This window comes from Arthrobacter sp. M71 S08, from assembly GCF_059089725.1.
Map to the genome: position 1 here is coordinate 1 of NZ_JBNHEY010000003.1, position 21,993 is coordinate 21,993.

At 62.3% G+C, this 21,993-nt stretch carries 26 protein-coding genes; 16 read left to right on the plus strand and 10 right to left on the minus strand.

What is annotated here, in order from left to right:
- The 3 genes from AC5RTB_RS07350 to AC5RTB_RS07360 all read left to right on the plus strand — a co-directional run.
- On the plus strand, window positions 1-85 hold an 85-nt coding region (locus tag AC5RTB_RS07350), incomplete at its 5' end, for an integrase core domain-containing protein (RefSeq protein ID WP_494060840.1).
- A 176-nt stretch (window positions 86-261) separates the two neighbouring features.
- Window positions 262-495, plus strand: a complete 234-nt coding sequence (locus AC5RTB_RS07355) for a hypothetical protein (protein ID WP_494060417.1) — start codon at window positions 262-264, stop codon at window positions 493-495.
- Window positions 495-824: a hypothetical protein gene (locus AC5RTB_RS07360; protein ID WP_494060418.1), complete on the plus strand. Its 330-nt coding sequence runs from the start codon at window positions 495-497 to the stop codon at window positions 822-824. The genes AC5RTB_RS07355 and AC5RTB_RS07360 overlap by 1 nt, the downstream gene beginning before the upstream one ends.
- Here AC5RTB_RS07360 and AC5RTB_RS07365 read toward each other — a convergent pair.
- The 5 genes from AC5RTB_RS07365 to AC5RTB_RS07385 form a co-directional block, all read right to left on the minus strand.
- Window positions 774-2,192: an NAD-dependent succinate-semialdehyde dehydrogenase gene (locus tag AC5RTB_RS07365; RefSeq protein WP_494060419.1), complete on the minus strand. Its 1,419-nt coding sequence runs from the start codon at window positions 2,190-2,192 to the stop codon at window positions 774-776. The genes AC5RTB_RS07360 and AC5RTB_RS07365 overlap by 51 nt on opposite strands.
- A gap of 26 nt (window positions 2,193-2,218) precedes the next feature.
- Complete coding sequence (locus AC5RTB_RS07370; protein ID WP_494060420.1) at window positions 2,219-2,965, minus strand: TetR/AcrR family transcriptional regulator; 747 nt, start codon at window positions 2,963-2,965, stop codon at window positions 2,219-2,221.
- 97 nt (window positions 2,966-3,062) lie between these two features.
- On the minus strand, window positions 3,063-3,875 hold the full coding sequence (locus tag AC5RTB_RS07375; protein ID WP_494060841.1) for an amino acid ABC transporter ATP-binding protein: 813 nt from the start codon (window positions 3,873-3,875) through the stop codon (window positions 3,063-3,065).
- 16 nt (window positions 3,876-3,891) lie between these two features.
- Complete coding sequence (locus AC5RTB_RS07380; RefSeq protein ID WP_494060421.1) at window positions 3,892-4,701, minus strand: amino acid ABC transporter permease; 810 nt, start codon at window positions 4,699-4,701, stop codon at window positions 3,892-3,894.
- 23 nt (window positions 4,702-4,724) lie between these two features.
- Window positions 4,725-5,582, minus strand: coding sequence for an ABC transporter substrate-binding protein (locus tag AC5RTB_RS07385; RefSeq protein ID WP_494060422.1), 858 nt, complete (start codon window positions 5,580-5,582; stop codon window positions 4,725-4,727).
- A 108-nt stretch (window positions 5,583-5,690) separates the two neighbouring features.
- Here AC5RTB_RS07385 and AC5RTB_RS07390 point away from each other — a divergent pair, with 108 nt between their 5' ends.
- From AC5RTB_RS07390 to AC5RTB_RS07405, 4 genes are read left to right on the plus strand one after another with little or no spacing between them, the layout of a single operon-like run.
- A complete protein-coding gene (locus AC5RTB_RS07390) occupies window positions 5,691-6,440 on the plus strand; it encodes a FadR/GntR family transcriptional regulator (protein WP_494060423.1) in 750 nt (249 codons plus the stop codon).
- Between the two features lie 17 nt (window positions 6,441-6,457).
- A complete protein-coding gene (locus tag AC5RTB_RS07395; protein WP_494060424.1) occupies window positions 6,458-8,014 on the plus strand; it encodes a gamma-glutamyltransferase family protein in 1,557 nt (518 codons plus the stop codon).
- Complete coding sequence (locus AC5RTB_RS07400) at window positions 8,011-8,820, plus strand: sulfite exporter TauE/SafE family protein (RefSeq protein ID WP_494060425.1); 810 nt, start codon at window positions 8,011-8,013, stop codon at window positions 8,818-8,820. Before AC5RTB_RS07395 ends, AC5RTB_RS07400 begins: the two co-directional genes overlap by 4 nt.
- Before the next feature lie 3 nt (window positions 8,821-8,823).
- The gene (locus AC5RTB_RS07405) at window positions 8,824-10,422 is read left to right on the plus strand and encodes an amidohydrolase (protein WP_494060426.1); all 1,599 of its coding nucleotides are present in this window, start codon (window positions 8,824-8,826) and stop codon (window positions 10,420-10,422) included.
- A gap of 23 nt (window positions 10,423-10,445) precedes the next feature.
- Here the strand turns inward: AC5RTB_RS07405 and AC5RTB_RS07410 are convergent, their stop codons facing one another.
- Entirely contained in the window at window positions 10,446-11,678 is a 1,233-nt protein-coding gene (locus AC5RTB_RS07410; RefSeq protein ID WP_494060427.1) for a saccharopine dehydrogenase family protein, read from the minus strand.
- 234 nt (window positions 11,679-11,912) lie between these two features.
- On the opposite strand from AC5RTB_RS07410, the gene AC5RTB_RS07415 reads away from it, so the two are divergent.
- Entirely contained in the window at window positions 11,913-12,542 is a 630-nt protein-coding gene (locus AC5RTB_RS07415) for a TetR/AcrR family transcriptional regulator (RefSeq protein WP_494060428.1), read from the plus strand.
- 5 nt (window positions 12,543-12,547) lie between these two features.
- Here AC5RTB_RS07415 and AC5RTB_RS07420 read toward each other — a convergent pair whose 3' ends face one another.
- The gene (locus AC5RTB_RS07420; protein ID WP_494060429.1) at window positions 12,548-12,793 is read right to left on the minus strand and encodes a hypothetical protein; all 246 of its coding nucleotides are present in this window, start codon (window positions 12,791-12,793) and stop codon (window positions 12,548-12,550) included.
- A 105-nt stretch (window positions 12,794-12,898) separates the two neighbouring features.
- Between AC5RTB_RS07420 and AC5RTB_RS07425 the strand changes: the two genes are divergently transcribed.
- The 8 genes from AC5RTB_RS07425 (at window position 12,899) to AC5RTB_RS07460 (ending at window position 18,995) form a co-directional block, all read left to right on the plus strand.
- Complete coding sequence (locus AC5RTB_RS07425; protein WP_494060430.1) at window positions 12,899-14,236, plus strand: MATE family efflux transporter; 1,338 nt, start codon at window positions 12,899-12,901, stop codon at window positions 14,234-14,236.
- A gap of 42 nt (window positions 14,237-14,278) precedes the next feature.
- On the plus strand, window positions 14,279-14,869 hold the full coding sequence (locus AC5RTB_RS07430) for a hypothetical protein (RefSeq protein WP_494060431.1): 591 nt from the start codon (window positions 14,279-14,281) through the stop codon (window positions 14,867-14,869).
- Between the two features lie 39 nt (window positions 14,870-14,908).
- A complete protein-coding gene (locus AC5RTB_RS07435) occupies window positions 14,909-15,244 on the plus strand; it encodes a hypothetical protein (protein WP_494060432.1) in 336 nt (111 codons plus the stop codon).
- A gap of 17 nt (window positions 15,245-15,261) precedes the next feature.
- Window positions 15,262-15,693, plus strand: a complete 432-nt coding sequence (locus AC5RTB_RS07440) for a DUF1761 domain-containing protein (protein WP_494060433.1) — start codon at window positions 15,262-15,264, stop codon at window positions 15,691-15,693.
- A 188-nt stretch (window positions 15,694-15,881) separates the two neighbouring features.
- The gene (locus tag AC5RTB_RS07445) at window positions 15,882-16,934 is read left to right on the plus strand and encodes a TerC family protein (RefSeq protein ID WP_494060434.1); all 1,053 of its coding nucleotides are present in this window, start codon (window positions 15,882-15,884) and stop codon (window positions 16,932-16,934) included.
- 9 nt (window positions 16,935-16,943) lie between these two features.
- Window positions 16,944-17,312, plus strand: a complete 369-nt coding sequence (locus AC5RTB_RS07450; RefSeq protein ID WP_494060435.1) for a helix-turn-helix transcriptional regulator — start codon at window positions 16,944-16,946, stop codon at window positions 17,310-17,312.
- Window positions 17,313-17,333: 21 nt separating this feature from the next.
- Window positions 17,334-17,912 (plus strand): HhH-GPD-type base excision DNA repair protein, encoded by a 579-nt coding sequence (locus tag AC5RTB_RS07455; protein ID WP_494060436.1) that lies wholly within the window; start codon window positions 17,334-17,336, stop codon window positions 17,910-17,912.
- A 105-nt stretch (window positions 17,913-18,017) separates the two neighbouring features.
- The gene (locus AC5RTB_RS07460; protein WP_494060437.1) at window positions 18,018-18,995 is read left to right on the plus strand and encodes an EamA family transporter; all 978 of its coding nucleotides are present in this window, start codon (window positions 18,018-18,020) and stop codon (window positions 18,993-18,995) included.
- A 58-nt stretch (window positions 18,996-19,053) separates the two neighbouring features.
- Here AC5RTB_RS07460 and AC5RTB_RS07465 read toward each other — a convergent pair whose 3' ends face one another.
- The 3 genes from AC5RTB_RS07465 to AC5RTB_RS07475 are packed head-to-tail and all read right to left on the minus strand — an operon-like array spanning window position 19,054 to window position 21,976.
- Window positions 19,054-21,351 carry a heavy metal translocating P-type ATPase gene (locus AC5RTB_RS07465; protein ID WP_494060438.1) on the minus strand — a complete coding sequence of 766 codons (2,298 nt, stop codon included), beginning with the start codon at window positions 21,349-21,351 and terminating at the stop codon, window positions 19,054-19,056.
- 48 nt (window positions 21,352-21,399) lie between these two features.
- Window positions 21,400-21,624 (minus strand): heavy-metal-associated domain-containing protein, encoded by a 225-nt coding sequence (locus tag AC5RTB_RS07470; RefSeq protein ID WP_490892951.1) that lies wholly within the window; start codon window positions 21,622-21,624, stop codon window positions 21,400-21,402.
- Between the two features lie 34 nt (window positions 21,625-21,658).
- Complete coding sequence (locus AC5RTB_RS07475) at window positions 21,659-21,976, minus strand: metal-sensitive transcriptional regulator (protein ID WP_494060439.1); 318 nt, start codon at window positions 21,974-21,976, stop codon at window positions 21,659-21,661.
- Between the last annotated feature and the right edge of the window lie 17 nt (window positions 21,977-21,993).

Sequence of the window (21,993 nt, forward strand, 5' to 3'; positions counted from 1 at the left end):
GCCATGGCTCGAGCACTACAACACTGAACGCAGTCACAGCGCACTCGGAGGCAAACCACCGATCAGTCGACTGGCACCAACCTGATGGCCGGGTACACCTAGAGCGCTGCCGGTGCTCGGCCCTGCTGTACTTCGCTGACGGAACCTAGCCGGACCACGTCGTCATTGCCCACGCTCACAATGCCACCCCAGTTCTCAACACCAGAGTTCAGTGCTGACACCGTGCCGGTCGACCACCGCCACTTATCCGACTCATCACGAGTGATATACGCACTCAGGCCGGAAGTATTCACCTCGCCAGAGGGCTGCTTGATCGGTGCGCAGATCGGCGGTCTGAAAGTCCGGCGCACTTTTCCCGTCCTCGTGGTTCACCTCGGAGCCGCCGCGCTGGTTGAGGCCGCGGCGGTCCTGTTGCGGGGCGTCAGTCTCGCCTCAGATTTGGGTTTCTGGGTACTGATGGGACCGGTCATGAGATTCACGACGTTATTCGGCTAGTGGCTCCGGCGCTCCAGACAACGGCGCGCGAGCACCATGGTTCCCGGGCCGGCACTGCAGCGTCCCTGCTGGGCGAAGCGAACATGACTGGCGCTGCGGTCATCGGCCCCTTCACTGGCGCATTCGGGCTGTCTTCCCGTGTTCCCACCGCAGTTGTGATGCTGAGCCCGGGCAGCCGTGCTGCTGTTGAACGGGGTTCGGGACAGATCCTCAGCGCGGGCTTGATGAACCGCGGCTGGCACCAGTCGGTGCCGCCGCTGTCTTTCTGCGCCCAGCCATTATTCGGCGATGTAAAGCAGCCGCTTGTTGACGAATTCATCCATGCCTAGGGGTCCGAGTTCACGGCCGAAGCCTGAGCGTTTCACGCCGCCGAAGGGCAGGTCTGCGCCTTCACCGACCCCGTTGACGTTGGCCATGCCGACGTTCAATTGCAGGGCGATCGCCCGGGCGCGTTCTTCGTCGGTGCTGAACACCGCGCCGCCGAGGCCGTACGGAGTATCGTTCGCGAGAGCCAGGGCTTCGTCGTCCGAAGAGACCTTGTAAACGACAGCAACGGGGCCGAAGAGTTCCTCATGCCAGGCACGCATCTTCGGAGTGACGCCGGTGAGCACCGCCGGGGTGAAGTAGGCAGTGCCATCATCCGAGAGCTCACCGCCGGCATGCAGGGTAGCACCCTTATCGACGGCATCACGCAGCTGTTCGTAGAGAGATTCTGCCGCCCCTCGCGAGGATAACGGGGCGAAAGTGTCCGGTGCCTCCTCGGCCGGGTTGCCGGGCCTAAGGTTCCGGGCCTGCTCGGCCAGTTCGCCAACGAACTCGTCGTAAATATCTTCCATGATGATTATGCGCTTGTTTGAGTTGCAGGCCTGCCCGGTGTTCTCCAGGCGCGTCGCCCACGCTGCTGCCGCGGAGGCCTTCACATCGGCACTGTCCAGCACCACGTAGGGGTCGGAGCCGCCGAGCTCCAGAACGGCCTTTTTCAGGTTGGCTCCGGCGATCGCTCCGACCGCCGCCCCTGCCCGTTCGGAACCGGTCAGGGACACTCCCTGGATGCGGTTGTCAGCGATGATATCCGCAATGTGGTCATGTGTGGCGAAGACATTGACGTACGCCCCGTCGGGCAGGCCGGCGTCCTGCATGATCTGCTCGATAGCTAGGGCAGAGCGCGGGCAGCTCTCCGCATGCTTGAGAACGATGGTGTTGCCCAGAACGAGGTTCGGCGCAGCGAAGCGGGCCACCTGGTAGTAAGGGTAGTTCCACGGCATGATGCCCAGCAACGCTCCCACCGGGCGCTTCTGAATGACCGCCTTGCCGCCGCCGATCGGCTTGATCGGCTGGTCCGCGGCCAGAGCTGGGCCCTCGGTGGCGAAGTAGTTGAAGATGTCGGTGCAGAACTCCGCCTCGTCCCTGGCCTGGGAGAGGGGCTTACCCATTTCTGAGGTGATGATCGCAGCCAATTCGTCTGCCCGTTCGGTGAAGAGCTCGCCTATCCGCATCACCACCCGTGCGCGCTCCTCGATCGGCACCTTCTGCCAGACCTGGAATGCTCCGTGGACCGCAGTCAATGCATCCTGAATCTGCTCGTCCGTGGCGCAAGGGAATTCCTCCTCCACCTCGCCAGTGGCGGGGTTCAGGACCCGGTAGGAGGGCGGACCGGCGGAAGCGTGGGCGGCCGTTGCATGTACGTAAGCGGACATTGCTCAATTTCCTTCTCTTTGAAAATTCATCTTGTCGTATCCGTGAGGAAGTGATGGCGAAGCCCGGTGAGCATTGCATCGAGCATGTCCTGGAATGCTTCATTCGCCGCTGTGTGGGCGTCGGTTGGTCGGCTCTTGTTTAGGTCTATGAGGGTCGGTGCGAGATGTTGAAGGCTTCCGGGGTCGAATATGTCGGCGGGAGCATTGGCGTCGAAGGCTGCGCCGAACACGAGAGCCTCAACTCCGATAATGATGTTCAGGATCCGCATTCGATCCCACCCAGCCTCAGCGAGAGCGTTCGCTACTGTCTCGTACATCCGTAGCGTGTAAGGGGAATCGGCGACTGGGAGTACTGCCATTATCGGAATGATGGCAGTGTGCTCGGCGTAGCAATTTCGGTATGACCATGCCCACCGTTCGAGGGCTACATCCCAAGGTTCTGAACCGAAGCCTGAGCAATCAATACGTTGGTTGATCCGGTCCTGTACCTGAGTCAGCACTTGCTGCTTCGAGGAGGCATGGTTATAGACCGATGATGCCGATACCCCAAGTTCCTTCGCCAGAGCGTTCATCGTGAGGTGCTCGTACCCCTTTACGGTGACGATCTTGATGGCTGCTTCGACTATCCGGTCTACAGAGAGAACTGTGTCGCGAGGCCGACCTCGGGGACGATGTTGTGCGGTATGCGAAGTCATGGGGTGTTCTCGTCCTTTCTGCACCACGCCAGATAGCGGCCGAACGTCCACCGTCGACTTCAGGATTTCGATGACCAATGGATTGGAGACTCCTGAAAGTGGTCGACCCCTCCCATCATCCTTCAGATGATCCGCGCTTGCTGGCAGTGAACCTTCCCAGGCGCCGCTCTCAGCGCTAAAGAACCTTGGAAAGGAATTGGCGGGTGCGTTGGTGCTGGGGATCGTTGAAGACTTGATCGGGTACACCGCTTTCGATAATGCTTCCCGCGTCCATAACGACCACGCGGTCCGCTACCTCTCGCGTGAAGCCCATCTCATGGCTAACAACGATCATCGTCATCCCCCCTTGAGCGAGATCCTGCATGACCTCCAGAACTTCACCAACCATCTCAGGGTCAAGGGCGCTGGTCGGTTCGTCGAACAACATCAGAGCAGGCCGCATCGCGAGGGCTCTGGCGATAGCTACGCGTTGCTGCTGGCCGCCCGAAAGGGATCGCGTCCTAGCATCGGCCCAATCAGCTAGTCCCACACGATCGAGTAGCTCCCGTGCGTGTTCAATCGCCTCGGACTTGCGTTCGTGCTTCACGTCCACAACAGAGCGCCAAATGTTTTCGATCACGCTCATGTGCGGGAAAAGGTTGAAGTGCTGAAATACGAATCCGATGTCGGCACGCTGTCGGGCGAGATCGCGAGGGGAACGATCAACGAGCTTGCCACGCTTATTGATGCGCTGGCCGATAAGTTCGCCGTTAACCAGAATTTCTCCGGAGTCGATCGTTTCGAGTCGATTGATGGTGCGCAGCATGGTCGTTTTACCAGCACCTGAGGGGCCGACCATGACGACCACCTCTCCACGGGCGACCTCGAGGTTGACGTTCTTGAGGATGCTTTTGTCCCCGAACGATTTACACACGTCGCGGGCCTGCACGATCGCGTCGGGTCGCTTGGAGGTCGAGTCGGACATTGGGGTGGAGGCGGTGTGTTGCATTATCATTCTCACTCCGTCAGGTGGCGTCGGCGGGCTGGAGGGCTGGTGCAGTTGCTGTTCCTGGCTGCTTGCGGCTTCCAGCGCCGAATAGCCGTCGGATGACAGATTCAGCACGAGGGAGGCCGGCTCGAGTATTCAGCGTGTTCTCGATCCAGGTTTGGATGAATGTCCAGACCGTGGTGAGAAGGAGGTAGTACAGGGCTACCACTACGTAGATTTCGAACACTTTGAAGGTCGCAGCGCTCATGGTGCTTCCGACCTGGAACATTTCGCTGACGCCGATGATGGAAAGGATGGAGGTACTTTTCATCAGGCCGTTGAATGAGTTTCCGAGCGGCGGGACCATGATGCGAATGGCTTGCGGCACAATGATTTTCCGCATGGCGTGCATAGGCGTCATGCCCAGAGATAGAGCCGCTTCGTTCTGGCCGCGGTCTACTGATTCCAAGCCGGATCGCACAATCTCGGATATATACGCGCTCTCGTTGAGCATCAGGGCGATGATCGCTGCTTGAACCGCTCCTTTGATGAGCATTCCAACTAAGTTGGTGTCTTCGAATCGGAACACACCTGCAGCAGCGAAGCCCGTATAGATGATCACGAGCTGAACCAGCAGCGGGGTGCCACGGATGACCCAGATGTAGAGACTGGCGAATATTTTGAATGGGAGGAACTTGCTTCGCCCCATGAGCGCGATGAACAGACCGAGCAGGAGCGCCAAGGTCATTGCGACGACCGAAATGATGATGGTGAGAGCGAGCCCGTTGAGGAACTGAGGGCTAGGAGTGAGAAGACTCTGCCAGAAGTAGGGCCAGTCAAAGTTCATGGGATTGTTCTCCTGGGTTTTGGTTAGGAGTTCGTGATGCTGTTACCTTCGAGGCCCCATTCCGCAAGGATCTCGTCGTAACGTCCGTTTTCGACGAGGGCGTCGAAGGCGCCTTGCAGGGCGTCATGCAGTTCAGTGTTCTCTTTCAAGGTTGCGGCCCCGATCTCAATTTCGCCGACCGTTTCACCAACCCTCACGAAGTCCCCGTTCGACTGCTTCTCGTAGTAGCCCATGAGTTCAGCGGTGTCGAGGAACGCGTCTACTTGGCCGCTTATCACCTGCTGAAGTGCGTCCGCACTGCGGTCGAGAAGTGTGATTTCAACAGGTTCAAGCCCTGCGCTTTCGCATTCTGCGGATTTCTCTTCCAGTAGCGATGCACCTGTAGCGCCGTTGATGGCGACAGCCTTTGTCCCACAGAGTGAATCGTCGTACCCTGTCACGTCGGCTGGGTTCTCCTTCGAAACCGCAACGCTGGAACCTGACATCAGGTAGGGGACGAAGTTCGCGACCTCTTCGCGTTCAGGCTTGATATATAGCGACGACATGATCACATCGCACTGCTTGGCCTGCAGCGCCGGGATAAGGCCAGCGAAAGAGTATTCAGGGAACGCGATTTCCAGTCCCAGCTCTTCAGCCATGCCCTTCGCGATGTCGACTTCCGCCCCCACTGGGGTTCCGTTTTCTTCCTTGAAAACGTTGGGCGGGATGCTGAAGTTTGCGCATGAGGCCAGTTCGCCCTCTTTGACGAGCGGAAGGGCGCTGTCGGCTGCGCCGCCGCCAGCGGGTTCGGCCTGTCCATTTCCGCAGCTCACCAGAGCTAGGGAGGTGACCGCAAGCGCTGCGTACGCCAAGGAACGGTAAGAAGTAGTGGTGCGGATCATGATGTACCTCACATTCTGGACGGTGTTCCGGAAGTTTGACAGTTGGTAGGACCAACTGTCAAGCTATCGATCTGAGTGGCGACGTAGACGCCAGAGGAGGAAGCGAAAATGGAGTGGTCATCCTTACGGAAATCACCCGCCCTATCGGTGCCCGACCGTCTCGCAGTTGATCTTGAGCGGCTGATCCTCGAAGGCGAACTGAAGGCGGGCGATCGGTTACCTACCGAGCAGGAGCTCGGTCAGCTCTTCGGGGTATCGCGGGTTTCAATCCGCCAGGCGCTACACGAACTGGATACGCGCGGTCTGATCGATAGGAAGCCAGGGCGCGGTACAGTCGTGCGCTCGAACGCTTCACGGGGCGGGCAGGCAGGTTCTGCTCTTACAGAGCTGCTCAACTCGGCTTCTAATGGTGCAAGTGAATTGGCGCGGATCATGGAGCTGCGCGCGATCATCGAGCCGCCGATTGCCGCCCTGGCAGCCGAACGACTCACCTCGCGGGACGCTGAACAGCTTCGGGCCCTTGTCGAGGAGATGGAACAGGAAACGGATCTAGAACGGTACGCCGAGCTGGACCGTGTCTTCCACCAAGCCATTTCCCAGTACACGCACAACCCCCTGCTAGCCCAACTCACTGAGATGATCGCCACGGAAATCGCTCCAAGTAGGCGTCGTGCCGTTCAAAGCCCCGAGCGGAAGGCCGCGTCAAGCCGGGCCCATCGCCGGATATTCGAGGCCCTAGCGGATCACGACGCGCCGCGTGCTGAAGCTGAAGCGCGAGCTCACGTTGAAACCGTGCTCCGCGAGGCACTGAAGGCCTCCTCCACCCAAACGAAGCAGACGATAGGGGAACAGGAATGAGTGGAGGTACGCCACCAATGTCCGAGCGAACAGGGGGAGCGGTATCTACCTCGCACTATCGAGCAACTGAGGCGGGAGCCGAAGCCCTCCGAAAGGGAGGCAACGCGTTAGACGCAGCGATCGCCGCCGCTGCAGTCCTGTGTGTGGTCTACCCGAACAACGTCGCCCTCGGCGGGGATCTTGTCGCGTTGGTGCGAGATCCTTCCGGCGCCGTCAGATTCATAAACGCGACAGGCCGGTCCGCGAGGAACGAAGAGCTCGCAAATCTTAGAGAACGACACAACAATGCACTACCGGACAGGGGAGTCGACACAATCACCGTACCTGGGGGAGTCCGAGGGTGGACCTCCCTCGCCGATATGGGCGCACGGCTAGGTTGGAGCGATCTGCTCGCACCGGCGAGGATGCATGCCGCTGAAGGCGCCCCTGTTTCCCGATCATTGGCGCGTGCGATCCAGCTCGAACAGGAAGCTCTGAGCGCAGACCCTGGATGCCGTAGCGTGTTCCTTCCGGGAGGCTTTCCATTACGTGAAGGTGACATGCTTTTTCAGCCAGCACTGGCTGAGACCTTCAAGCGGCTCATCAAGGACGGGCCGGAGGACTTCTACACCGGGCAGGTCGCTGAATCTTGGGTGGGGGGTCTGCAAGGACTCGGCAGTGCAATCACCATGGAAGACGTCCAGAGCTATCGTCCGGCAGTTGAAGCACCAATTGCGGGGAAGATGGGCAGCTTCGAGGTGCTGACCAGTCCTCCGAACACCCAAGGCTTTTCACTGCTAAGAACTCTGCGCCTAATACAGGATGAGAACCTACTTGACCCCCTCGGTGAGGATGCCGGAAGGCTCGCCGAAATCTTCTCAGCGAATAATGCAATCCGCGCTAACTGGCTGACCGACCCCGATGTCGCCACACATAGCGCCGATGAACTGATCATGATGTCAGCGGAAAGCGGCGAGGAACTCGACGCCAGGGTGGCAAGTGGAGATACCGTCGGACTGGTCGCCGTCAGCGACGACGGGTGGTCAGTCTCGCTCGTCCAGTCGGTCTACTGGGCGTTCGGAGCTGCCGTCCTCGAACCCTCCACAGGCATCCTCTTCCAGAACCGAGGAACCTCGTTCTCCCTGGAGCCCACCCATCCAGCGGCCTTCGCCCCCGGACGCAGACCGCCGCACACTCTGATGCCCGTACTCGTGACTCAGGATGGTCAACTGGTCTATGCCATGGCAACTATGGGCGGCCAAGCACAAGCGCAAATCCACACGCATTTGCTTCTGCGACTGCTGAACGGCGCATCTGCCATGGAAGCCACAAGCGCGCCCCGCTGGGCTATCGGCGCTCAGGACGTCGGTGACACCGCCGAAACCTTGACTATAGAGGCGGACGTGCCCGCCCGAGCGACCCGGTCACTCTCTAAGTTCTCCATCAAAGTCGTCCAACCGCGGGACGAGCGCCTCGGCCATTCCAACGTCATCCGTATTTCAGGGAAGGCTCTCGACGCTGCAAGCGACCCTCGATCGGATGGCTCCGCGATTGTTGTCGAACCCTCCAAGCACGAACGGAACGCAGTTCGATGACGCGACAAGCCGACACAACGTCCCATACTGCTCCGTCCCTAATCCGCCCGCTCCCGCTCATACTCCTAGGTATTGCTGCCGGATACCTCTCCGGCCTGTTCGGTATAGGAGGCGGCGTAATCGTCGTTCCCATACTCCTGCTACTCGGGCTCGACCAGCGGATCGCTGTAGGGAGCTCTGTAGCAGCGATCCTTCCCACATCCATCGTCGGTGCTGCTGGCTACGCCCTCTCCGGCAACGTGGACTGGATCGCCGGTGCCATGCTTGCCCTCGGGATCGTCGCAGGTGCGCAGCTAGGTTCCTACCTGCTGAACATAATCCCCAGAGATGTGCTGTTCTGGCTCTTCCTCAGCTTCATGGTCGTGGTGGTCATCAGTCTCTGGATCGTCATCCCCGAACGCGACGACGAGATAGAACTGACTGTCCTCACCTCCATAGCGCTCATCCTCACCGGTATCGTCACGGGTATTTTTTCGGCACTGCTTGGCGTCGGTGGAGGCATCATCATCGTGCCAGTGCTTATTTTCTTCTTCGGCGCCAGCGACCTCATCGCCAAGGGAACCTCGCTCCTGATGATGGTGCCCGGATCAATATCAGCCACGTTTGGAAACGCTCGCCGAAAAAACCTGAACATGAGAATAGCGGCCTACGTCGGCATCAGCGCCTGTGTAGCATCTCCTCTCGGGCTTCTCACCGCCCACGCGATCTCACCCTTCTGGTCCAACGTAGCCTTCTCCGTGCTCATGGCAGGCGTAGCCATCCAACTCCTGGTCAAGCGTCTTAGGGCGCGCAAGAAGAAGAGTTGACCGGTGGCAGCCCAACGAATCATTGTCGGAAGTGGCATAGCAGGAGCGCCAGGTCTGAGGGGGGTTCTCGCTGAAGACGGCCGGATCGTCGAATTATTGGACGATGCCGGTATCCGCGCCAGGCGAGGCCTTGGAGTGAGCCTCGACGAACTGGGCGGCATCATCTTCCCCGGTCTCACAGATTCGCACTCCCATCCTGTCCTTGGGGCAGTCTTCAGCCGGGGCGTAGACCTCACTGGAGTAACAGACATGATGGAGCTCCAATCCATCCTCGCCGCGGAACGTGCGCGCACCGGGAAGGGAAACTGGATCCTGGGGTGGGGGCTTCCCCACAACATCTGGCAAGGACGAGACCCACACCGGTCAGACATCGATGATCCGACGCGAGGCCTTCCCTGCGCGATCCGCATGTTCGACGCCCATTCAATGCTCGTAAACAGCGAGGCGCTGAAGCAAGCCCGCATCGAACAGGGACACACCTTCGCAACCGGATCGACTATCTCCAGTGACCCGTCGGGCGCCCCGACAGGCTACCTGCTCGAAAGCGAAGCAATGGGGCTGCTCGAGCAAGTAGTTCCTAAGGAAACAGAGGCTTCCGTACGTCTCCGGTTGAGAGAAATTCTCGACCGCATGAGTGCCTCGGGCCTTACGGGCGCTCACGTTATGGACGCGAATAACGACTCGGCAGAGCGATACGCCGCGTTGGAACACGAGGAACCCTTACCTCTGCGACTCAAAATAAACCAATGGGTTACACCTGACATGGACGAGCGGGACTGGCAGGAAGCGGTTGGGTCTGTCGGCACCGGAGGTGAGAGGTGGTCCCACCACGGAGTGAAACTTTTTCTTGACGGAACTATCGATAACGGCACCGCGTGGCTCCGGTTCCCAGACCGGGACGGGCGATCCTTGAGGAGTGCCTGGGACGACCCGAACCAATATCGCGCCGCCATCTCGTACTTCGCACGGCACCACATTGGGACCGCTACTCATGCGATTGGCGATGCCGCGATTCTGTATGCGGCATCGGCCATACAAGAAGCCCGGACAGAATCTCGCGCGGCACGCCACCGCATTGAGCACCTGGAGCTATCAGACGACAACGTCATCGAAGCGGTACGTACCAGTGGCGCAGTTGCGAGCGTACAACCCACTCACTGCACACACTTCGTCGCGGCAAACGGCTCGGACAACTGGTCTCGACGCGTGGGCGCCAGAGCGGACGGGGCATGGCGGGTGGGGTCTTTCAAGAAGGCAGGCATCCCGCTAGCAATCGGGTCAGACTGGCCCATTGCGCATTTCGCGCCCCTACCTATAATCGCTGCCGCACAGCTTCGCAGACCAGCGGGATCGGACGAAGCCCCAATCCTGGAAGGAGAGAGTCTGCCTGTCGCCGAATCGATCGCCGGCTATACAACTGGTGCCGCGTACGCCGCAGGGGTAGAAGGCCAAGAAGGGCGCGTCGCCGTCGGCTACCGATGCGACCTCACTCTTCTCGAGCGGGATCCGGTGAATACCGTCCCGGACGACATACCGAATCTTCGCGTCACGGCTACAGTCATCGACGGACGGGTAGTTCACGCAGGCTCATCGAGCATTTAGATTGAGAGCCCGATTCGGCGTCGTCAGGTGAGGGAAATGACCTCGTAGGTATGGCCTGCCGCCCGTAGCCTCTCAACCAGGACGTCGCCGAGGGCGGTCGCCGGGGTCAGCGATCCTGCAGCGGGCGGCAGGCGGTCGCCGTCGAGGGCGAGTGAGAGCGCTGTCTCCCCGGCCATCACGGCGGTGGCGGCGTATCCCGGGTCGCCGGGCCCGGCTGCGACGGCCCGGTACCGCCGGCCGCTCTCTGTGGAAGCAGTCACCTGGGAACGGAACCAGCCTGAGCGCCGCACGGCCTCGCTCGGGCCCGCACCGGGCGACGGAAGGACGCGGTCCAGTAGTTTCCTGGTGAGAGGTAGGGCCAGTGTTGCTCCGAATACCCGTAGGCCGAGCGCCGTCGCGCCGGCAATGACGGCACCGGCGGGCCCCCGCCCCATACTCATCACCTCGCCGTACCGCAGGGACCGACCGTAGGCCCAACCCTGCAGGGCATTGCTGCGACGCACGATCCGCGTGTTCGCTGACGCCATGATGAAGGGCGCGGTCCACAGGCCGTCCTCCGCACGGCCGACCCACCCCAGGTCGGCCGGCTGCGGAGTCGAAGGCTCCGCCGTCCGGTCCGGAGTGAGGGAGTAGGGATCACCCGCGAGCGATCGCAACACAGGGTCCGACCGCATGCCATCGAGCTGCCCACGCATCGACTCGATGGTGCCGCCGCTGAAGCCACCCTTCGCCCTGGCGACGAGCTGCACCTCGGTCAGTCCGCCCGCGCCGTCGGCCTCCACGGCGCGGTGTAGGAGGAGCACTGCGAGGTCCGACGGGACGGAGTCGTAGCCGCACGCATGGACGATCCGTGCACCGGTAGTCCTTGCCAGGGTGTCGCAACGGTCGATGGCTTCACGGACGAAGGATACCTCGCCGGTCAGGTCCCCGTAGTGGGTGCCGGCGCGGGCACACGCCTCGACAACCGGCAGCCCGTACTTCGCGTAGGGACCCACCGTCGTGAAGAGAACACTGGTGCCCGCGGCCAGCGCAGCGAGCGAGTCAGGGTGATCCGAGTCGGCCTCGATGAGGGACCAGTCGTCCGCGGCGACGGGCAGCCTGGACCGTACGGCCTCGAGCTTCACCCTCGACCTCCCCGCGAGCCCCACGCGCAGGTCCGGCGGAGCGTGGTCCGCAAGATATCCGGCGATCAGTTCACCGACGAAGCCGGTCGCACCGAATAGGACGAGGTCGTGGTCGCGCGCTGGGGCCTCCATGCCAGCAGTCTTCCACGGCCGGGGCCGGACCGACGCGGAGAAGTCAGCGATGAGCCCATGGAGTTTATGAGCGTCCTGCCCGGCCGCCTCGCGGAGCAAGGCCTGGAATGATTCAGTCCGGCACCGGTGACAGCGTGCACTCGATGCATTGGCTCATCGTGGCACAATCTGTGCACAGTGTTCACATACGCCTGAACTGCGCACTTCAGGCTCCGGCAACCGTGAGGAGGCGGCGTGACGCATCGGAAACGCAGCACTTATCGTCACGGGGACCTTCATCGCGCGCTCGTTGCCGCCGGAACTGACCTCGCCCGCGAGGGCGGGCCATCCGCCGTCGTGCTTCGCGAGGTCACACGCCGCGCAGGGGTGACACCGAACGCCGCCTACCGTCATTTCGCGGACAAGCGTGCACTTCTTCACGCGGTGTCGATGGCGGCGCAGGCCGAACTTGCCCGTTCCATCGAGGAAGAGCAGTCGAAGATCGACCAGAACGACGACGACGGCGCTATCGCCAGGGCGCGCCTGCGCGCGGTCGGCGCCGGTTACATGCGTTTCGCGCAGACGCAGCCGGGCCTTTTCCGGACCGCGTTCGCGGAGCATTTTGACCTTCGCGATGCTGCCACGGCGGACTCGGCGGGGGAGAGCGGCCTGACTCCGTTTCAGCTGTTGTCCGCGGCGCTGGACGGCCTGGTCGAAGCCGGGGTCCTCCCGCGGGAGCGGCGCATGGGAGCGGAGTTCCTGGCGTGGTCGTCAGTCCACGGGTTTGCGATGCTCGTCATCGATGGACCACTCCGGGGCCTTGACATGGAGCAGCGGACCTTCGCCGCGCAGCGCCTGCTGGAGATGGTGGAGAAGGGCTTGTGACCCGCTCAGTCCCGCCTCTGCGCGGCGGCTCGCGTCCGAGCCCTGTATCGGAGGACGTGCCCCCGGGCGAACAGTACGATGGCGGTCACCACCAGTACGGCACCGATGGCCAGCAGTATCGGTGAACCCGGATCGACGGGCTCTCCTCGAACCGACGCGCCCGCGAAGTCCGACAGGCCCTGCGGAATGAAGAGGGTGCTGAGAAAGATGAGCACACCACCAGCGATGAAGTGCTTTACCCCAGTTTTCACGGACGTCCCATCTGTAGCGAACAGGTATCCAGCCTACCGAGCTACAGCCGACGACGGCGCCACAGCCAACCTCCGTTTGTCCGACGCGGCGCCTAGGCTGGTTCCGTGACAACAACCGTCCCCGACCGCCGCCAGCTTGGCCGCTCCATTCTCCGGCTGGCTGTACCTGCTCTCGGCGCGCTCATCGCCGAACCGCTCTTCCTCCTGGCTGATTCCGCGATCGTGGGTCACCTCGGAGTGAATGAACTGGCAGGGGTCGGACTGGCTTCGACGCTGCTTCAGACCGCCGTCGGGCTCATGGTTTTCCTCGCCTACTCCACTACGCCCGCGGTCGCCCGCTTCCTCGGTGCCGGCCGGATGCAGGATGCGCTCGCAGCAGGGCGCGACGGCGTTGGGCTGGCTGTTCTGCTCGGTATATTCCTGTCGATTCTGGGGTGGATCTTCGCGCCGGCGCTTGCGGCCGGAATGGGGGCAGAGGGTCAGGTGCACCAGTTCGCCGTTGACTACCTCCGGTTCTCGATGCCTGGGTTGACAGCCATGCTGATCGTCCTGGCGGCAACAGGCGTGCTGAGGGGGCTGCAGGACACGCGCACACCCCTGGTTGTTGCGGCAGTCGGGTTCGGGGCGAACATTGTCCTCAACTTCCTGCTGGTCTACGGGGCAGGGCTGTCTGTGATCGGGTCCGCGCTGGGCACCAGCATCGTGCAATGGGGCATGGCGATTGTCTACCTGATCATGATTTATCGTTTCTCTCGCAAGAATGCGGTGGGTCTGCGACCAACCTGGCGGGGAGTCCGCGCCACCGCCCGGGTAGGTTCGTGGCTCATGCTGCGGACAGCCAGCCTCCGCTTCGCAATCCTCGCGACGGTCGTGGTCGCGACGGCGCAGGGGCCCGTTTCACTTGCAGCGCACCAGTTGGTGATGACCATCTTCACCTTCCTCGCGTTCGCACTGGACGCGCTCGCCATCGCAGCACAGGCGCTCATCGGGAAGGAACTCGGTGCCGGCAACCGCGCGCTCGCGCATGCCCTAACCCGCACAATGATCCGGTGGGGCGTCGCATTCGGTGTCCTCACGGGCGTGCTGCTAGCAGCAGCCGCACCATTCCTCGACTGGATCTTCACCTCGGATGTAGCCGTGCAATCGGCTTTCACGGTCGGCCTCTGGGTGCTCGCGGCGGCGCAACCCATCTGCGGCTACGTCTTCGTTCTGGATGGCGTGCTCATCGGTGCAGGGGACGCGAGGTACCTGGCGCTCGCCGGCGTCGTGAATCTTGTCCTTTACATCCCACTGCTGGCGCTGGTGTTCGGCGCTGGTCTGACCGGTGAAGCGGGCATCGTCTGGCTGTGGGCAGCTTTCGGCGTCGGTTTCATGGCGGCGCGTGCGCTAACCCTCGGATGGCGCGTCCGGAATGACCGCTGGATGGTTACCGGTGCGGCCTAGGACTAAACTTGCAACGTCCCACAAGCCGTAGGAAGGCAACACATGAGCGCCGAAACGGCAGGCAAGCCCGCGCTGCCCGGGCTCTGGCGCGCCTTCCTGCTGCACGCCGCCGTGGCAGGTGCATTCGGACTGCTCACAATTTTCTGGGGACTGCCGTCGGTTCACGTGATGTCCGTCGCAGGGGGACTGTACTTCCTCGGGCTGGCCATCGCGGTTCACCTCACAGAACAGAGCCTGCACAAGCAGGACGTGATGCCCGCCTGGCTCACCCGAACGGTGCCCGTATTCCTCGCAGTGGTCGGACTGCTGAACCTGTGGATCCATACCGACAGCATGTTCGCGCAGACCGGAGCGCTTGCACTGGTCCTCATGGGCGTGGTCTACCTTCTTGTGTGGGCCAGAAACCGCGGGAAGCACATGGCTGCCCGTGACTTCCTCCTGACGGGGATCGTGACGGCATTGACGGGCCTTCTGCTGCCGCTGTTCCAGGCGCTGGGGGCGCACGCATTGCTCGGTGTGGCAGGAGGCGGTGCGGTGATCACCGCCGTCGTCCTCGCTCTGGCCGCGCTCAGCTACCGGCACGATTCCCGCCAGGTCTCCGGCCCGGCAACCCGCACCAAGCCCGTAAACTAGCTTTCTACTATTCGTAGAAAACATTGAGGAGAAGGAACCGTGTCCAAGCAGGTCAAGGGCGTCAAGGGTCCTCTCATTTTCTCTGCCGTTCTTGCGGCCATCGCCGGAATCGCGACCATGGTTTTCGCCACCGGTGGGGGCACACGCGAACTCCGCGTCGACCTGGGCCTGACCGCCGCAGGCATTGCCTTCATCGTCTCCCTTGTCATCAGTGCGCTGCTCCTCATGACGGAGAAGCCCAATGACGAGCACCTTGGGAAGGGCACGGGGATCAACCGCTCGTCCGCCAAGATCCGGCGTGGAGCAGCAAACCGTGACGAGCACGGAAACCCGCGCGGCTTCAGGCCTGAAGCCACCGACGACGACGCCCGCTAACCGAAGGAGCGCACACCGTGACTGTTCCAGAGATCAACGTCCTCGCCGTCATCATCGCCACGCTCTCCACCATGGTGATCGGCACCATCTGGTACACCCCCAAAGTTTTCGGGAACTACTGGATGCGAACAGCGAAAGTGAATCCGAGCGGAGACGCGAAGGACGCCGTCAAGCCGATCCTCATCACCCTCGTGGTCAGTTTCATCAGCGCCTCGGTCCTCGCAGGCAGCGCTGCCATCGCCCAGGATTTCTACGGCGGCAACTTCCTGGTCAATACCCTCGTCACCGCAGTCATCCTGTGGGCCGGGTTCACCGCCTCACGGTTCATCACACATGATGCCTTCGAGGGGCGCCCCGCCGGTCTGACGGCCCTCAACAGCGCCCACGAGCTGGTTACCTTCGTAGTGATGGCGCTGATCATCGGCCTCTTCGGGATCAGTGCGGCCTGACTTTCGGCGACACCGGCGGCAGGTTGCCCCTAAAAGGTGAACTGTGGTTCACTTGTTATAACGGAGGGGAGTATCCCCCTATCAGTCCATCGTCATTACGGCGGCCCCAGTGCTTCCCGGTGGACGGGCCGGCATTCCGGCTGGGAAAGACCTCCAGTTAGTAGTAACTGACTGGAAGCAGGTACCCCATGAACGTGCCTTTGTGGCTCTGGTTGGCCGTCATCGGCCTCATTCTCCTGATGCTGACCATCGATCTGGTGGCGCATCGTCGTGCACACGTCATTTCCGTCCGCGAAGCCGCCATCTGGTCGACCGTCTGGGTCATTATGGGTGTGGCGTTCGGCGGCGTGGTGTGGCTCGGTTGGGGCGCCGAGTTCGGTCAGCAGTATTTCGCTGGTTATGTCATCGAAAAATCGCTCGCCGTGGACAACGTTTTCGTCTGGGCCATCATCTTCGCCTTCTTCGGTGTGCCCCGCCAGTACCAACACCGTGTCCTCTTCCTGGGCGTCCTCGGTGCTCTCATTTTCCGCGGGGCTTTCATCGCTGCGGGAGCGCTGATCATCGCAAGTGCCGAATGGGTGCTCTACGTGTTCGCGGTATTCCTGATCTTCACCGGCTACAAGATGCTCAGGCAGCGCAACGAGCACATCGACCCGGAGAAGTCACGCACTCTGAAACTCTTCCAGCGTTACGTTCCCATGACCGACACCTTCTACGGCCAGCGGCTTCTCGTACGGAAAAACGGACTTCTGCTCGCAACACCGTTGCTCGCGGTCCTGGTGATGGTGGAGGTCACAGACATTGTCTTCGCGGTTGACTCGATCCCTGCAATCTTCGCCGTGACCGATGAAGTGTTCCTCGTGTTCACCGCCAACGCATTCGCAATCCTCGGTTTGCGTGCCATGTACTTCCTCCTCGCAGACCTGATCCACCGATTCGTCTACCTGAAGGTCGGACTGGCCCTGGTGCTGGTGTGGGTAGGCATCAAGATGGTGCTCAAGGTTGACCTTTACTACATTCCTACTCCGATCTCCCTCGCGGTAATCCTCACGATCCTCGCCATTTCGGTTGCGGCCAGCCTTCGGGCGACTCGTGGACAGAAGCGCCAGGTGCTCCCCACGCCCACGACTCCTCCATTCCGTGAGGCCACACCGGAGGAGATGGATGACCTCCAGCCGCTTTGGGGTAAGAATGGCGTGGTGGCCGGAGTAGGTGCCGGCAAGGGGGACGCGGACAACTAAGGAGGCGGCATGTCGGGTGCTGCAGAGGGCCCGACAGCAGGCCAGGATCCGGAGGACGCGAGGGGCGGTGAAAGTCGCCCCTCGTGGACCATCCTTACCAACCATGGCCACGTTCTGCTGGCGGTGGCGCGTGATCCGGACATGCTCGTTGAAGATATCGCCACACGTGTGGGCATCACACGGCGCGCAACCCTTCACATTCTGAAGGACCTCGAAGAGACCGGGTACATCGAGCGCGTGAAAGAGGGGCGCCGGACGCACTACCTGGTGGAAGGGAACCGACCATTCAGACACCCTGCTGAAGCGGACCACGACGTTGGGGCGCTGCTGAAGATATTTGCCGGGGAAGGGACCGGGGACGGGCGCCCGGACCGCTGAAGTGCTCGTTAGCATGGACCTATGGCTCCAAACGTAAACATCACCGGTGACAACGAGGCCGACCAGCTGCTGTCCGACGATCCGCTCGCCCTCCTGGTCGGCATGCTCCTCGACCAGCAGGTTGCCATGGAAACGGCATTCGCCGGACCGGCCAAGATCAGGAATCGGCTCGGCACCTTCGATGCCGCCGCCATCGCAGATCACGACGCCGACGGCTTCGTTGAGTTATGCCGCACCCCTCCCGCGGTGCACCGCTACCCCGGAAACATGGCGGGACGGATTCAGTCGCTGTGCCGCACCGTAGTCGATGAGTGGGACGGTGATGCCTCGGCGATCTGGACCCGCGGTGAACCCGACGGTCCGGAAGTTCTGCGCAGGCTGAAGGGCCTGCCCGGATTCGGTGACCAGAAGGCGAAAATCTTCCTTGCGCTGCTCGGGAAACGCTACGGCTTCACCGGACAGGGCTGGCAGGAGTCGGCCGGCTCCTACGGTGAAGAGGGAAGTTTCCGGTCGGTTGCGGACATCGTGGACCCGGAGTCCCTGACGAAGGTGCGCGAGACCAAGCGGGCAGCAAAGGCCGCTGCGAAGCAGAAGGCCTAAAGCATTCTGTGCGTCATGACCGTAACTTGTATTGACTCATAACGCAGTCGGAGCATAACGTCATCACTGTAAGCACACTTTGGTTATGACGTAATGAGGAGTCCCATGAGAAGCGGTACCGCTACCGGACTGTGGTTCGCGCTTCTGTCGGCTGCCTCCTTCGGCGTCTCCGGTCCCTTCGCGAAGTCGCTGCTGGAAATCGGCTGGAGCCCGGGAGCCGCCGTCGGAATCCGCATCGGCGGTGCTGCCCTCGTGTTGCTCATCCCCGTGGCCGTAGGCCTGCGCGGCCGCTGGGGTACCCTCCGTCGCAACTCGCTCACGCTCATCATCTATGGGGTGACCGCTATAGCGCTGTGCCAGTTCTTCTACTTCAGTGCCGTGCAGCGCATGTCCGTCGGGGTCTCGCTGCTCCTTGAGTACCTTGCGCCCGTGCTTATCGTCGGCTGGCTGTGGGTCCGTTCCCGTCGGGGGCCGAGCAGGCTGACAATCGGCGGGTCCATAGCGGCCATGCTCGGACTGCTCCTCGTTCTCGACCTCACCGGGGACCAGCGGCTGGACCCCCTCGGCGTGCTCTACGGACTCGCGGCCGCCGTCTGCCTCGCCGTGTTCTTCGTGATGTCAGCCAGGGCCGACGACGACCTCCCGCCCCTCATCATGGCCGGCGGCGGCATGGTGGTCGGCGCTCTGACGATCCTGGTTCTCGGGCTCGTGGGCGTGATGCCCTTCGCGTTCGAGTTCCGCGACGTTACCCTCGCCGGCTGGCAGACCCACTGGCTCGTTCCGGTTCTGGCGCTGGTCCTGATCGCCACGGTTCTCGCCTATGTCACGGGCATCTTTGCCGCTCGTGGCCTCGGCTCGAAGGTCGCATCCTTCGTCGGGCTTACGGAGGTCATGTTCGCAGTGCTCGCGTCCTGGCTGATCCTGGGAGAGCTTCCCTCCCCGATTCAGTTGCTCGGCGGGGCGCTTATTGTGGGGGGAGTGATCCTCGTCCGCGTCGACGAGCTGCGCCAACCGGCAGACCCCACAGATCCGCTCGACCGGCCGAACGTCGTCGAACCCGTGCCCTCCGCTCCGCACAGCTGAGAACGGAAGGCACCGGCTCCCCCAATACGTTCTTGGGGAGCCGATGCCTTCCATTTGATCACTTGCCGAACCGGCGCAGCCGTAGCGAGTTTGCAACAACCAGCACGGAACTGGCTGCCATGGCACCGCCGGCGATCATCGGGTTCAGCAGGCCCAGGGCAGCAACAGGAATGCCGATTGTGTTGTAGAAGAACGCCCAGAACAGGTTGCTCTTGATGGTTCCGAGCGTCTTCCGTGACAGCTCAATTGCCTGAGCCACCTGGTCGAGGCTATTGCCCATCACAGTGAGGTCAGCGGCTTCAATGGCGACGTCGGTGCCTGACCCCATCGCGATACCGAGGTCGGCCTGGGCCAACGCAGCGGCGTCGTTCACGCCGTCGCCGGCCATCGCCACGGTGGCTCCTTCGGACTGGAGCCGCTTCACGGCGTCGACCTTGCCCTCAGGGAGGACGTCAGCCATGACGTCCTCGGGCGCGATGCCCACTTCCGCGGCGATCTTCCGCGCGACGGGGGCATTGTCACCGGTGAGCAGTATTGGCCGCAGACCCAGCTCCTTCAGCCGCGCAATCGCTGCGACTGAAGACTCCTTGACGGTGTCCTGCAGGCTGATCAGCCCCACAACGTCGCCATCGACCGCGACCCAGATGGCAGTCGATCCGGCCTCCTGCTCCGCAGCGAGGGCCGAACGGTGCGCGCCGGTGATGGCGACGTCGTTCTCTTCAAGCCAACCGGCACGCCCTGCCAGCACCACCGAACCGTCAACCGTGCCACGCACGCCGCCGCCCGCGGCGCTTATGAAGTCGCTGACCTTCGGGTGCCCGGGCGCTGCCGCCGCGATGGCCTGGGCGATCGGGTGCTCACTCGCTGACTCCACGGCCGCCGCAAGCACCAGCACGTCATCGCGGCTGCGCGAGCCAAGTACGACGACGTCCGTCACCGACAACCGGCCGCTGGTCACGGTGCCGGTCTTGTCGAGGACGATGGTGTCCACCGTGCGGGTGTCTTCAAGAACCTGGGGCCCGCGGATGAGGATGCCGAGCTGGGCACCCCGGCCTGTTCCGGTGAGCAGAGCCGTCGGGGTTGCAAGGCCGAGTGCACACGGGCAGGCAATGACCAGGACGGCGACGGCGGCGGTGAACGCTGCCTGCACGTCTCCGGCGAGAACCATCCAGGCAATGAAGGTGAGTACGGCGATGACCAGGACCACCGGAACAAACACGGCGCTGACCCGGTCAGCAAGCCGCGCGATTGGAGCCTTGCCGCTCTGCGCCTGGCTCACCAGCCGACCCATCTGAGCGAGGGTGGTCTCACTGCCGACTCGCGTGGCGCGGACAATCAGGCGCCCCGAAGTGTTGATCGTGGCACCTGTAACCGTGCTTTCCGGTCCGACCTCGACCGGAAGTGATTCCCCGGTGATGAGCGACGTGTCGACGGTGCTGCGGCCGTCAACAACGAAGCCGTCGGTAGGGATCTTCTCGCCCGGACGGACGACGAACTCGTCACCATGCACCAACGACGACGCCGGCACCTTCACTTCAACGCGTTCGCCGTTTCGTTCGCGCAGCACGGTGGCGTCCTTGGCGCCCAGGTCCAGGAGGGACTTCAGCGCACCACCCGCCCGCTGCTTCGCGTTGGCTTCGAAATAACGCCCGAGCAGGAGGAAAGTCACGATGACGGTGGCGACCTCGAAGTAGAGCCCGTGGCCGCCCATGTCCATTCCGACGTGCGCAGTGACCATGGGGTCGGCGAGGAGCTGCCAGAGGGAGAAGAGGTAGGCCGCCGTAACGCCGATGGACACGAGGGTGTCCATGGTGGAGGAGAAATGCCGGGCGTTGATGGCCGCGGCTTTGTGGAAGGACCAGGCTGACCACGTGACCACCGGCGTGCTGAGCGCCAGCACCACCCAGCCCCAGTGCGGGAACTGCAGGGCCGGGATCATCGAGATGAGGAACACCGGCACGGTGAGGATGGCGGCAGTGATCAGACGCGGCCGCAGTTGAGCGGCCGTCCCGCCGTGCGTCAGGTGATCAGGGCTGCCGTCGTGCCCAACGGGCTCCAACCCGGCAGCGGCAGGTTCGCCCTCCGACGACGGCCCGGGTTGCTGCTCCTGCTTCTTCAACTGCGCGCTGTATCCGGTGGCGTTAACCGTATTGACGATGTCCTCGTCCGAGATGTGTGAGGGCACTGTGACCACCGCGGATTCCAGCGGCAGGTTCACGCTCGCCTCAACACCGTCCAGCTTGCCGAGCTTTCGCTCTACCCGGCCCACGCAGGAGGCGCAGGTCATGCCCTGGATATCCAGTTCAACAGTCCGGGTGGTGCCCGCTGTTTCTGCGACTTCCGGTTCGCTGGTCATGGTGGTCCTTCCAGGCCGGCTGGGCGCCGGCCGCCTGTCGGCAGGTTGCTACGCGTCGTTGGAGACGACGACGTAACCGGCTTCAGCTACTGCTTCGCCGATCTGTTCGGGGTCGATGTCGCTCTCGGAGTTGACGACTGCGGTGGAAATTCCACCCTTGTTCAGGTCCACGGTGACGCTCTGGACGCCGTCGATCGCCGAGATTTCCTCGGTGACGGAGTCAACGCAGTGGCCGCAGGTCATGCCCGAGATGCTGACGGTGGTGGTGCTCATGCTTGTTCTCCTTGTGTTGGCGTGCGGGTTCCGATTACCGCAGCAGCCGACTGATCGCTGCTGAGGCTTCCTGCACTTTTTCGTTGACTGCCCGGGGGTCTCCGGAGGTCTGGGACTCGTTGGCGGCGCCGACTACGCAGTGCGCAATGTGCTCCTCGAGGAGCCCGATGCTGACAGCATGCAACGCCTTGTTGACGGCCGAAACCTGGGTGAGGACGTCGATGCAATACTTGTCCTCCTCCACCATGCGCGCTATCCCGCGCACCTGTCCTTCGATGCGCTTGAGCCGGCGGAGGTAGGCCTCCTTGTCGGCGGTGTAGCCATGGTGCTGCTCAGTGGTTTCCTGCGTCATGATTCCTCCCGGGTCGC